The organism is Enterobacter sp. PTB, assembly GCF_051130085.1.
GTDB lineage: Bacteria > Pseudomonadota > Gammaproteobacteria > Enterobacterales > Enterobacteriaceae > Enterobacter > Enterobacter ludwigii.
The window spans coordinates 18,158-30,486 of record NZ_JBDKEE010000015.1 but is presented as its reverse complement, the minus strand read 5'-3'; the positions used below and the strand labels follow the sequence as shown (position 1 = coordinate 30,486).

The window sequence follows — 12,329 nt, the reverse complement described above, 5'->3', positions numbered from 1 at the left end:
CGCCGCCAGCCATTACTCGTCGAAGAACCAGTAGCCCTGGTTAATCAGTCCGGTCAGTTCGTCAATAAACGCCGGATTGTTCAGCGCCTCGCCCAGCTCAGCCTGGCCGAGTTCCGTGTAGCGACACAGCACGTCCGCAGCCTTCGCATCTACCGTTTCCAGCAGTTCGCTGTTGATGAAGACGCTGCCGTTGATATTCAACACGCGCAGACCGCTCAGGCGAGACAGCGTTTCGCCACCCTGCAATGCATCAAGCACTTCTTCTGCCGTGTACGGCGGTTCCGCGGTGGCAATATCCAGCTCATGGCGCGGCGTCGAGACAAAGCTACCGAACCATTTCGTGAAATCATCAGGCTTGCTGATCATGTCGATCATCATCTGGCGAATACGATCCAGCTCGTACTGTTCCACGCGTCCTGGATGTTCGCGGCAGGTCAGATCCGGATCGCTGTAGTGCTCGCCGCCCAGATCGTTTTCCAGCGCGTAATCGGCAAAGCTGCTGATCAGATCGCGACCGTTCGGCCCACGGAAACCGACGGAGTAGTTGAGCGCCGTTTCGTGGGTAAAGCCGTCGTGCGGGAAGCCAGGTGGAATGTAGAGGATATCGCCCGGGGCCAGATCTTCGTCGATGATCGGCTCAAACGGATCAACGTGCAGCAGCGCCGGATGCGGGCAGAACTGGCGCATTGGCAGCTTGTCACCCACGCGCCAGCGGCGGCTTCCCATCCCCTGAATGATAAACACATCGTACTGATCGATATGCGGGCCCACGCCGCCGCCAGGGACAGAGAAGGAGATCATCAGGTCATCCAGACGCCAGTCTGGCAAGACGCGGAACGGGCGCACCAGCTCCGCTGCAGGCATGTGCCAGTGGTTTACCGCCTGCGCCAGCAGCGACCAGCCGGTTTCGCCCAGGCCATCGAAGTGCTCAAACGGACCATTGCTGGCCTGCCATTTACCGTTGGAATGGCTGACCAGACGGCTATCGACTTCAGGCTCCATCGCCAGCCCTGCCAGTTCGTCTGGGGTAATCGGGTCAACAAAATTGGGGAAGGCATTTTTCAGCACTACGGGTTGTTTCTGCCAGTATTTTTCAAGAAATTCCGGCCAGTTCAGGTTCAGTTGATACGCCATGGGTAGCACCAGTGAGAGGGTAAACAGGCGCGATTATAGGGGAGACGGTCAAGGGGGAACTTGTCATGGGTCAAACGAGAGGAGAAGGCCGGCGCAAACGTCCGGCCCTGAGGGATCAATCCAGCTTCAGATCGTCATAATGCGTAATCAGTTTACCCACAATGCCGTAGTCCAGCGCTTCTGCCGGAGACATCCAGAAGTTGCGGTCGGTGTCTTTTTTCACTTTTTCCAGCGGCTGGCCGGTGGCGTCAGCAATCAGCTTGTTCACGCGATCCAGCATGCGGATGATCTCGCGCGCTTCAATCTCAATATCCGTCGCCTGACCACGCACGCCACCCAGCGGCTGGTGGATCATAAAGCGGGTGTTGGGCAGAGAGTAGCGATGTTCTTTTTTCGCCGCCAGGAAGATGGTGATCCCGGCGCTCGCCACCCAGCCGGTGCCGATGATGTGTACGTCCGGACGGATGAACTTGATGAAGTCATGGATGGTATCACCCGCTTCCACGTGGCCACCCTGGCTGTTGATGTACAGCTTGATCGGATCGTTGCTCACGCTTTGCAGCAGGATCAGTTGGGTAATGACTTTTTGCGCCAGTTCCTGGTTGATCTCACCGGAGATAACAATCGAGCGGGACTCGAGCAGTTTTTGCTGCAGCGCGCCCGCGCCGTTTGACCCTTCCGCTTTATCCTTATCGCCTTCTTTCAGTGTGTAGTGCATTGTTATGTCCTCAGCATTTAGCGCTCAAAACCAGAGTGTAGCCTGTTTTACCGGTCAAAGTCCTCAGGCGCACACAATGCGAACATCCTGCGCCGCAAACGCGTCGATAACGTCCTGTTTAATATTCGCGTCCACCACCAGCACATCAATGTCCCGGCTCTTTGCCACGACAAAGCGCGCCACGCCGGGAAGCTTGTCAGCAGTCAACGCCACGATGGTCTGGTTGCTCTGGGCGATCACCGCTTTTTTGAACGCACAGTCGGCAAAATCAAAGCCGGTCAGCCCCATCTCAGGATCCATCGCACAGCCACCGATAAAGGCCTGATCAAAGATAATCCCCTCAAGCTGGCTTGCAGCCGTGGCACCCACCGTCGCGCCGGACGCCCGCTGGATCTGCCCGCCGGTGATGATCACCTCGCACAGCGGATGTTGCAGCAGCGCGGTCGCGATGGCCGGGGAGTTGGTCACCACCGTCACGCTGAGTTCGGCAGGAAGGGCTTTCGCCAGCGCCAGATTGGTGGTGCCCGTATCCATAAAGATACAGCCACCTGCCTTGATCAGCGTTGCCGCTTTCTGCGCGATTGTGGCTTTTTGTGCACTGTTTTCCTGCTCGCGGCGGCTAAATGTCCCCGCATCCGGCAGCTGAAGTACCGCGCCACCGTAGACCTTTTTACAGAAGCCCTCTTTGCTAAGCTCATGTAAATCACGGCGAATGGTGTGCTCGGAGACCTTCATTTGTGTCGCCAGTTCGGTGCACACCACCCTTCCGCTCTCCTGAAGGATCTGACGGATCAGCGCTTGTCGTTGCTCCGGAAAAGCAGCATAATCGAGCATTATAAATCCTTTAAAATAACAAAACCGAGCATCAAAGCGCATAATGTTGCACTGCGCGTGCTCTGTCAATCAGCACTCACCGCGAGGATAACAATGAACATTGCCCATGTTGCACTCTGGACCCGACACCTTGATGCACAGGTACAGTTCTGGGAAACGGTTTTTGGCGGACGCCGTAATGAACGCTACCTCAGCAAAAATCGCCCGGGCTTTGCGTCACATTTTATTACCCTGGATGGCGGGCCAACCCTTGAACTGATGACGGTGCCGGACCTGCCCGACGCCCCGGCTCATCCGGAGTTTATTGGCTGGGCGCATATCGCCATTCACGTCGGCAGCCAGGCTGATGTGGACCGTATGGCGGCGCAGGCGCAGTCAAACGGCACCCTGCTCAGCGCCCCCCGCAAGACCGGGGATGGGTTTTATGAGGCGGTGATTGCGGACCCGGACGGCAACCGGATTGAGCTCACAGGAGAGTAAAAGACATAACGCCTGCCATGCAGGCGTTAATGTTTAATTCACCGTGGCCGGGCGCGCCAGATTTTCCTCGCCCTCACGTTGCTGCGCTTTCTCGTGCTGACGTTCCGCCAGTAACCGACAAATCTCCGCATGCTTCTCCTCGGTAAAGGTAAAGCGCGACATAAACCCAAGCCGGATCAGCGAGCCGATGGCGGGCAGCAGACAGATACCAAAGAACAGCCCCGACAGCACGCCGTCACTCTGGGTTTGCGCCTGCGGGACATAGCCGATCATCGTCAAAAACACGCCGATTAACCCACCGCCGACCGCCACCGACATCTTGCCGGTAAAGGTCTGTCCGGAGAAAGTGATCGCCGCACAGCGCTTGTGGGTGTGGTACTCCGCATACTCGATGGTGTCGGCAATCATCGACGAGGTGAGAATGTTGGACATCATCACAAACAGCGTACTCAGGCCAAGCAGGATAAACAGCATCGCCGTCTGCTGATAGCCCACAAACCACATCACCACGCGTACCGCGACATCCAGTCCGCAGAGGATCATAAACAGCTTCCGCTTCTGCATTCTGCGCGTCAGCATCGGGGCGACGAGACACACCACCGCCGCCATAATCCCCATCACACCGATCGCCATCTGCAGGCTGCCGTCACCCATATTGTTGATAAAGAAGTAGATGTAGAGGCCGCCAGCCACGTTATGGAACACGCAGAAGAAGAACGACAGCAGAACGATAAACAGCGGCTTGTTCTGGCGCAGGTTATGAAAAGTGTCACGTATCGTCACCTTTTCCGGGCTGGGCGGCACACGCTCCTTAATCTGCATAAAGCCGTTGAGCATCAGCGGCAGGCCGACCAGCATCATCACCAGCGCCGCCATAAAATAGCCTTTGTCGTTGCTGTACTGGGCGAAGAACGCCGCCAGTTTCGGAAAGAAAATGTTGGCGCAGGCGATCCCGGCGTTAACCCCCAGCATGGCCGCCGTCACCGCGCGGGTGCGCTGGCCGGAGTCGTTAGTCATCACCGACGACATCGACCAGAACGGGATATCAGAGATGGCGTACAGCGTTCCCCACAGAATGTACGTCACCCCGGCGTAGAGAATTTTGGTGGTCATGTCCGCTTCGATTTTATAGAACGACAGCAGCGTGACGCCGGTAATGAGTAACGGGGCGATCAGCAAAAAGTGGCGAAACTTTCCGAACCGGGTGTTAATGGTGTCCATTATGCTGGCAAATAGCGGGTCGTGAACCGCATCCCACGCGCGGGCAATCAGGAAGATGGTACTCGCCGCCAGCGCCGAAATCCCGAGCACGTCGGTGTAAAAATAGTTAATAAACGAACCCACTAAACCAAAGCTAAAACACTGACCTAATCCATAACCAAAATAAGACCACAACTCGCGAGACGGTATTTTCATTGTCATTGCCATAGTGCGTACCTGGTTGCCCGGCGGCAGGCCGCCGGGTCGATATTATTAGCCCTGCGCTTTCGGGGCGATCTTACGGAGCTTCTTCATTAAGGCCATTTCACTGCGCGAGAACGGGATACCGTTCTCCTCAAAGACGTCGTGAAACCAGAGGCGGCAGTAGTCCGTAGACTCCTTCATCACCACCGGCCACGGCAGCCACGTCTGGGTTTTACCGCGCACCAGCCCCCACTGATACGGCGCGACCTTCGCCGTGTACATCAGCGGGAGCTGCTCCTCAAGGGTGCTGCCCACGTGGCGGGCCAGCCATTCGGTGCAGAAGATTGGCCGCCCAAGCGCCTGCAGCTGCTGGATAATCGCGGTCATACGTCCGGTGTTGGTGTAAGCGTGGAAGCTCACCACGTCGGATAGCGCCAGCGCGGTTTGATCCAGCGGATGCTGATAAAACGTCTCGCCCTCCTCTTCCGCCGGCAGACGCCACGCGCAGACGGTGAGCGGCTGAGTGGGATCCTCTTCACGCACCCACCGGAACGCCAGCTTCATCAGCTCATGCGCGCAGGTCTCCAGCTTCGCGTCGTACTGCACCTCCTGCGTACCGGTCGCAAAAATGCCGCGGTTGCCCGGCTCGTTATACAGATCCCACAGCAGTACGCGCTCATCGTCGCGGAACTGGCGGATAACGTCGCGGATATAGCGCTCAATCTGCGGCCAGCAGTCGGGATTGCAGACTTTATCGCGCCCCGGGCTCGCTGCCGCCTGGCTGTTGTGCTTGCCCGGCACCGGCGGCTTTTGCGGGCCGAGGTACGGCTCGTCGCCGGAGAAACCGCAATCGTCCATCAGGGTCAGCATGGTGCTGAACCCGTGGCTGTCGGCCATCGCCAGAAACGCGTCGATGCGCGCCATCAGGCCGTCGCGGTCGTGTTCCCAGACAATAAACGGCAGGTTGATGCGCAGGGTGTTGTAGCCCGCCTCCGCCGCCCAGCCCAGTTCGCGGTCAATGGTATCGGCATCGAAGGTCTCTTCCTGCCAGATATCGGTCCAGTTCACCGCCGTCGACGGTAAATAGTTAAACCCACACAGCCAGCCTTTTTGCTGATACCACGCCTGCGCCTGCTCCCTGCTCCACTGCTCTTTCATTACGCGTCCTCTTACTGATAATATTTAGCTAATAAATATTAGTTGCGGGATAAATGCGCAATTCATGACGCTCCGAAAAGCGACAGCCTTCACAAAGTTCACGCAGGCGCGAATAAGAAACGTGATCGACGGCGCGTAAGCGAACAGTTAGGGTATGATGCGGTGTCGCGAGAGGGAGAGGACGGATGAAGCGAAAAACAAAAGTCACGATGAACGATATTGCGCGGGCGGCGGGGGTGTCGCAGGCGACGGTATCGCTGGTGCTCAACCAGTCCCGTAACATCAAGCTCAGCGACGACACCCGCCAGCGGGTGATCGGCGTGGCGACCGAGCTCGGTTATGACCGCCTGCCTGCCATTCACGCCCCGCGCAACCAGGAGGAAATCGCCCTGCTGGTCAGTTCCCTGCAAAGCTTTGATCCCTTTATCGATGCCATCAGTCAGGCGCGGGAAGCCGCATGGCGCAACGAAGCGCTGCTGACGGTGTACGACTACGGTGATGACGTAGAGCTGGCGCTGAACATTATCCGCCAGCTGGAGAAGCGCAACTGCGTGGGGATTATCCTCGCCTCCCCCGTTACCACCCTTGTCGACATGACCGCTTTTCAGGACTGCACCCGCATTCCACTGGTGCTGCTCAATCAGCGCGACCCCGGTTCGCCGCTGCTGCCGTCGTTTATTCCGGACGACTACGCCAACGCCTTCCATGTGACCAAACACCTGATCGCCTGCGGTGCAACGCGTATCGCTCACATCACCGGCGAGAGCTGGATGGAGGCCTCCCGCCAGCGGCTGGCCGGCTATCAGGCCGCTTTACAGCAGGCCGGTTTAGCCTGTGACGAGAGTCTGGTGCGCCAGACCAACTGGCAGTTCAGCGAATCCTTTACCGCCACCACCTCTCTGCTGGCGCTGGACGAACGCCCGGACGCCATCTTCTGCGCCAGCGACTGGCTGGCGATCGGCAGCTATCAGGCGCTGGCGGTAAACGGCGTGCGCATCCCGCAGGATATGCTGCTGGCGGGCTACGACGACCAGAAGATCTCCGAGCAACTCACCCCACCGCTGACCAGTATCCAGCTCCCCTACAGCGAGCTGGGACGGCTGGCGGTGGAGTACCTGTGCAATCAGGAAGATGCCGCCACCCACGTGACGCTGGCGGGCAGGCTGAAGGTACGGACATCAAGCCTCGTCTGAGGTGAAGACCATTCCGGCATAGGGTTTCTCCCGGCACGCCGCCAGCCGCGCGGCGAGGCTGCCCACGTGCAGTTCCAGCTTGTGCCCGTCCGGGTCGAGAAAATAGAACGATGCCCCCTCGCTTTTGTTTTGCTTCCAGACGGTAACGCCCGCCTGCTCCAGCTTGTGCGAGAACGGCTCAAAATCTTCCGCCGCAACGGTAAACGCGTAATGGGTATAGTCGCTCTCCTGCGGCGGCACGTAACCGCGCGCCTCGTCATAGGACAGGCAGACCCACAGATCGCCGCAGGTAAGATAGGCCCCGGTATTCCAGCGGGCGTGCAGCGTCAGCCCCAGCAGCTCGTGCCAGAAGGTAACGCTTTTTTGCAGGTCGCTGACCGCGAGGGTCAGATGGTTGAGTGATTGCAGCATGACGTGCCCTTTTGTTTTTTGCGCCAGACGTGGTACGGTAACTTCATGAACATAAACCACGCCGTGCTCACCGTAAACCGCTGGTGGCTGCCTTCTTAAAGGCGGCACGGAGTAGTTTTCCCCATTTTCAGATAGCCGCCGAAAGGCGGCTTTCGCATTTCTAAGACCCCTTTCGGCACTTGCACATTAAGGAGTCTTTATGAACGTTCAAACCATCCTCACCGGCGACCGCCCAACCGGCCCGCTGCACCTGGGCCATTTCGTCGGTTCGCTGCGCCAGCGCGTGGCGCTACAGCAGACGCATAACCAGTATGTCTTGATTGCCGACCTGCAGGGGCTGACCGACAACGGCAGCAACCCGCAAAAAATCCGCGACAACATCCCTGAAGTGCTCGCCGACTACCTCGCCGCCGGCATCGACCCGAACCTGACGACACTCTGCCTGCAGTCCGCCCTGCCCGCTCTCGCCGAGCTGACAATGTTGTATATGAATATCGTCACCGTCGCCCGCGTCGAGCGTAACCCGACGGTGAAAAACGAGATTGCGCAGAAAGGCTTTGCCCGCTCGCTGCCGGTCGGTTTTATGGCCTACCCCATCAGCCAGGCGGCGGACATCACTGCGTTCAAAGCCGAGTGCGTCCCCGTCGGCGACGACCAGCTGCCGATGATTGAGCAGACCAATGAGATTGTGCACAAGATGAACAGCCTCTTGCCTGCCCCGGTGCTGCGCCACTGCAAAGCGATGCTCAGCGACACCGGCCGCCTGCCCGGTATCGACGGCAGCGCCAAGATGTCGAAATCACTGGGCAACACCCTGCACCTTTCCGCCAGTGAAGAGACGATTCACCGTGCGGTCAGCGCCATGTACACCGACCCGAACCACCTGAAGGTGAGCGACCCGGGGCAGATTGAGGGAAACGTGGTGTTTACCTACCTCGACGCGTTTCATCCGGACAAAGCCAAAGTGGCAGCGATGAAGGCGCATTATCAGGCGGGCGGACTGGGTGACCGGCCATGCAAGAACGAGCTGGAGGCGTGCCTGCAGGAGCTGATTGCACCGATGCGGGAACGGAGGGCGATGTACATGCAGGATAAAGGGGAGTTGATGGCGATGCTGAAGCGCGGCACGGAACGGGCGCAGGCGGTGACGCAGGGAACGCTGAGGGAGGTGAAGGTTGGGCTGGGGGTGCCGGTGTTTTGAACTCGCGATTACAGTCGTCTTCTCCTCAGTCGACGCCTGCATCTGTGGCCTTCACAACCAGAACCACCGCACTCTCGCAGCGGTGGCGGCGGTAGTGAGTCTGGAGGGATGGCGTCAGGGGATATCTCTACCGATGCGGCTAGCCGCCCTGCTCAATGGTCTGGACGGCGCTGATATCCAGGATGTGAACAAAACATGTTCTCACCCTGTTTAGCCCTTTTTCACCTCGTAATCCGGTAGCGAGAATCGAGTGATAAAGTTATTAAGTGCGTTGGTATCAGGTAACGCGGTCAGCGCCCCTTTGCGCGTTGTCGCGAGGGCACCGCAGGCGCTGGCCTGAGCAATGGACTGGTGGAGTTGTTCAACATTCTGCGGCATCCCGCGATGTGCAATCCAGGCCAGCAACCCTGCGACAAACGCGTCGCCAGCCCCGGTTGTATCAATACTGTTGACGGTATAACCGTCGAAATGAATAACGCTGTCGCGCCACAGCACCATGGCACCTTGCTCACCGTAGGTCACGACTTTAAGTTGCGCGGGCAGAGCATTGAGAGCATTAAGCGCATGGGAAAAATCGTGAGAGCCTGTCATCCAGTGCCATTCTTCTTCCGAGAGTTTAAGAATGTCGGCCTGGGCGGCGAAATGACGCACCGTCTCGAGCATTTCATGCTTATCGGGCCACATTTGCTCCCGTAAATTCACGTCGAAACTCAGTAATCCCCCACGCTGTTTTACATGGCTGATGGCGGTGACGAGCGTATGACGACACGTTTCGGCGACCAGGGCCAGAGAGCAGAAGTGCAGAATATCGTCTCTAAAACCGGGCAGCGCATCGGGCGTTAAAAATTGATCCGCGGAGGGGTTGGTTAAAAACGTAAATCCACGCTCGCCAGCGCGGCCCAGAGAGACCAATACCGTGCTGGTTCTGTGCTGATTATCCAACTGCAGACTTTCGGTTGAAACGCCTGCGTCAGACAACGTTTTCTTCAGAAAATAACCAAAGTCATCCTCACCGACCCGGCCAATAAAACCACTCTGGCAGCCCAGACGCGCAGCGCCAATTGCCACATTGAACGGGGCACCTCCTGCGCAGGCCTGATATTGCATGTCTGAAAGCGGTAGAAGATCCACCACTGCATCGCCAAGAGTCCAGATATTCATGACATTTCCTCAATAATAATTAACTTTTTAAATGCGACCTGCGGGAAGGTCAGTTTTTTAATAGTGCTTAAGCGTGAACAGGTGCCATGGATTATCCAGGCATACGGTTTAAAAGTTATAATCCAGCATCAGCTTATATTCGGTGGTAATAGCCTCACCGTGGGTCACCCAGCTTCCGTCCTGTTTTATCAACGAGCCAGTAACTTCTCCGGACACGGTAAAACGAGAGGTCAACGGATAATTTGCCGATACCTTCAGGAAGCGGTTGCGGGTATTCTGGAAGACTTCGCCATCTTCAGGCTGCGCATTATATTTCTTATAATGGCCATACCCGCCGCTGAGCGTTGTGGATAATTTCCCCCAGTTGCGCCAGACGCCGACAGACGTGGTCCAGCTTTTTTCGTCAATATCGCCCCACTGCGCCCTGTCTAAAATGGCAGAGGCAAATTGCTGGCGGAACCAGACGCCGGTGGTGTTATTAATAATATATTGCACGCCAGGCTCAATCTGAAATGAACGCACGTCGCGGTCATTTTGCGATCCACCGCTGCGGCGGTGATCGATCTGCTGATACAAATAGTTAAAGAATGAGAAATTGTCCGTAACCCGAAGATCGGTAAAGAACTTAACGCGGCCTTGCCAGCGGTCCTCGATTGAAGCGCTTCCCCCCATGACATCCCAGCCATAGCGCAGACGTTTATAAAAATATTCATGGCCGATGATCAACTGAGTCCACTGGTTTTGGCTGAGGTAAGACTGATCCTCCCACGTCCCGTTATAGTGGGTGGTTCTGCCCTCAGAAAAAGCCAGATACCAACCGGGTAACGCATCGTGTCGCATCACGCCTTGTACAAACGTCAGTGAATCATTCCCGTTGTGGAAATGGCTGTTACGCCAGTTATTGTCCTCAATGGCATATTTCATCTTCAGTTGGCCATGAACGCGGCCACCGGCAGGATTGGAGGAGCGGGCTGAGGTCCACATAACCTCTTCATCCAGATAGGACCACGGGTCCACGGCAACAACCTTTCCCGAGGGGTCCTTCATGATGCTCATGCTCGCATTCGCCAGCGCGGGAAACAGAAGAGCAAAAATAACAGACAGAGCATGATAGTTTTTCATAATAATATCCCGTTAAATCATTTCTTTTATTTTCAACGTTGCGTGAAAATGGTCGTTTTGAGGCAGGCTAATACTCCACGGCTTCTCCTGCATGGAATACATCCGGGTACTGAATGCCGCTTTATTGTTTATATAAAAGACAGCAATTGAGTTTTGAATGAGAACGCGTAACTCAATTTTTTCCCCGATCGGAACATCCACCCAGGATTCCGCGTTAGCCTGATGAATCGACGCGAGCGGCGCGTTGAAAAAATAGACTTTTCCTTTGCTTTTATTGAACACAACGTTCAGCATCGCATCACTGACTCTGTCGTCGGTCAGACCAAAGCTCATCACCATTCCGGCAGAAGGAACATCGATGGTTGCGCTCAACTCACCGCGTTCAGGCAAGGCCGGGTACAGCGCCGACTGTAAGGGGCCGAACGACGTGGCCGTTTTAAGCGTTTTGATGCTCGTTAAGGTGGTTACCGGACCAGGATTCTCACTGATGACCTTCTGAAGCTCCTGGGGCAGGATGCTGTTGAGCTGGCCCTGATCATCTGCGGTGAGCTCATGAGCAACCAGATTCCCTGCCCAGTCAATGTTGCCGCTGTCACGGTTACCGGCTTTCGTCGGGATCCAGCCGAAAACAAACAGCCGATCGTTTTTGAGTACCAGTTTACCCGCGTAAAAACCCGAGCCGTCGACCACATAATTGCCCGGTTTCCGCCACGGCCCCTCCGGATTATCCGCAACCCGATATTGTGTCAGGCGTAACGGCCATTGGTCGCTAAAGCTGAGATACCAGCGTCCGTTGAAGTAAACCAGTGTCGGGCATTCGAGGTTGGCATTGCTGGTGATGGTGTCGTTATCAAAAAATACGCCGCGATCTTCCCAGTGCGTTAAATCCGTTGAACTGTACCGGGCAATAACCCCACGACCGTTACTGCGGGTAGTAATTAACATCCAGTATTCTTTCTTTTCCTCAACCCAAACGACGTGAGGGTCCCGGAAATCATTACCCCGATAGTTACCGCCGGGTAAAATGGTGTCCTGCGGGTGTTTCACCCAGTGAAGGCGGTCCTTACTGGTCGCGTGCATAATAGACTCAACCGGGAACACATTTTCATTGTGTGCGGTGTACCAGGCATGCCAGGTATCGCCGACTTTAATAATCGAACCGGTTCCCAATAACAGTTCAGGATCGTCAACGTCGTTAACGTAGGGGATCACTTCGGAATGGTTTTGATAATCATACAAGTTGGCACTCGACAAGAGATGAAAAGCATGTACCCCCAGATCGCTGCCGCCGCGGACATCATTAAGATAATAAATATCAAATTTACCATCGTTAAACACGGGCATGGGGTCGCCCACGAATGAACCGTCAACCCGCGGGAAAAAGCCATTAATATGGGTAATACTTTTATTCTGTAATGTTTCTTTCGAAGGTTGCGACCAGGCAGGATTATTGCCGAGTGAAAGTGCAAGCAGCGCGACAGATGCCGCAACTATTAATTTTTTCATGCTACAC

The 12,329-nt window shown here is 56.1% G+C and carries 12 protein-coding genes; 3 read left to right on the top strand and 9 right to left on the bottom strand.

Features of this window, described 5'->3' with window-relative positions; genetic code table 11:
- Window positions 1-12: 12 nt before the first annotated feature.
- The 3 genes from AAIR21_RS17900 to AAIR21_RS17890 form a co-directional block, all read right to left on the bottom strand.
- Window positions 13-1,134, bottom strand: coding sequence for a cupin domain-containing protein (locus AAIR21_RS17900; RefSeq protein ID WP_032679556.1), 1,122 nt, complete (start codon window positions 1,132-1,134; stop codon window positions 13-15).
- A 115-nt stretch (window positions 1,135-1,249) separates the two neighbouring features.
- Complete coding sequence (locus tag AAIR21_RS17895; RefSeq protein ID WP_014168451.1) at window positions 1,250-1,852, bottom strand: ATP-dependent Clp protease proteolytic subunit; 603 nt, start codon at window positions 1,850-1,852, stop codon at window positions 1,250-1,252.
- Between the two features lie 63 nt (window positions 1,853-1,915).
- Window positions 1,916-2,686 carry a DeoR/GlpR family DNA-binding transcription regulator gene (locus AAIR21_RS17890; RefSeq protein WP_020885337.1) on the bottom strand — a complete coding sequence of 257 codons (771 nt, stop codon included), beginning with the start codon at window positions 2,684-2,686 and terminating at the stop codon, window positions 1,916-1,918.
- Between the two features lie 93 nt (window positions 2,687-2,779).
- Here AAIR21_RS17890 and AAIR21_RS17885 point away from each other — a divergent pair, with 93 nt between their 5' ends.
- Window positions 2,780-3,166, top strand: a complete 387-nt coding sequence (locus tag AAIR21_RS17885; protein ID WP_183516792.1) for a VOC family protein — start codon at window positions 2,780-2,782, stop codon at window positions 3,164-3,166.
- A gap of 33 nt (window positions 3,167-3,199) precedes the next feature.
- On the opposite strand, the gene AAIR21_RS17880 is transcribed toward AAIR21_RS17885, so the two are convergent.
- Together AAIR21_RS17880 and AAIR21_RS17875 are read right to left on the bottom strand one after the other, a co-directional pair.
- Entirely contained in the window at window positions 3,200-4,594 is a 1,395-nt protein-coding gene (locus tag AAIR21_RS17880; RefSeq protein ID WP_020885339.1) for an MFS transporter, read from the bottom strand.
- 45 nt (window positions 4,595-4,639) lie between these two features.
- The gene (locus AAIR21_RS17875) at window positions 4,640-5,728 is read right to left on the bottom strand and encodes a cellulase family glycosylhydrolase (RefSeq protein WP_020885340.1); all 1,089 of its coding nucleotides are present in this window, start codon (window positions 5,726-5,728) and stop codon (window positions 4,640-4,642) included.
- 185 nt (window positions 5,729-5,913) lie between these two features.
- On the opposite strand from AAIR21_RS17875, the gene AAIR21_RS17870 reads away from it, so the two are divergent.
- Entirely contained in the window at window positions 5,914-6,921 is a 1,008-nt protein-coding gene (locus AAIR21_RS17870) for a LacI family DNA-binding transcriptional regulator (protein ID WP_183516793.1), read from the top strand.
- Here the strand turns inward: AAIR21_RS17870 and AAIR21_RS17865 are convergent.
- Complete coding sequence (locus AAIR21_RS17865) at window positions 6,907-7,332, bottom strand: fosfomycin resistance glutathione transferase FosA2 (RefSeq protein WP_025205684.1); 426 nt, start codon at window positions 7,330-7,332, stop codon at window positions 6,907-6,909. The two genes, AAIR21_RS17870 and AAIR21_RS17865, sit on opposite strands and share 15 nt — an antisense overlap.
- 199 nt (window positions 7,333-7,531) lie before the next feature.
- Here AAIR21_RS17865 and trpS point away from each other — a divergent pair, with 199 nt between their 5' ends.
- Window positions 7,532-8,533, top strand: coding sequence for a tryptophan--tRNA ligase (trpS, locus tag AAIR21_RS17860; RefSeq protein ID WP_047366563.1), 1,002 nt, complete (start codon window positions 7,532-7,534; stop codon window positions 8,531-8,533).
- 210 nt (window positions 8,534-8,743) lie between these two features.
- Here the strand turns inward: trpS and AAIR21_RS17855 are convergent, their stop codons facing one another.
- From AAIR21_RS17855 to AAIR21_RS17845, 3 genes are all read right to left on the bottom strand, one after another.
- Window positions 8,744-9,694 carry an aminoimidazole riboside kinase gene (locus AAIR21_RS17855; RefSeq protein ID WP_183516794.1) on the bottom strand — a complete coding sequence of 317 codons (951 nt, stop codon included), beginning with the start codon at window positions 9,692-9,694 and terminating at the stop codon, window positions 8,744-8,746.
- Window positions 9,695-9,802: 108 nt separating this feature from the next.
- Window positions 9,803-10,816, bottom strand: coding sequence for an OmpG porin family protein (locus AAIR21_RS17850; protein WP_063925699.1), 1,014 nt, complete (start codon window positions 10,814-10,816; stop codon window positions 9,803-9,805).
- Between the two features lie 12 nt (window positions 10,817-10,828).
- On the bottom strand, window positions 10,829-12,322 hold the full coding sequence (locus AAIR21_RS17845) for a glycoside hydrolase family 32 protein (protein ID WP_183516795.1): 1,494 nt from the start codon (window positions 12,320-12,322) through the stop codon (window positions 10,829-10,831).
- Window positions 12,323-12,329: the final 7 nt, after the last annotated feature.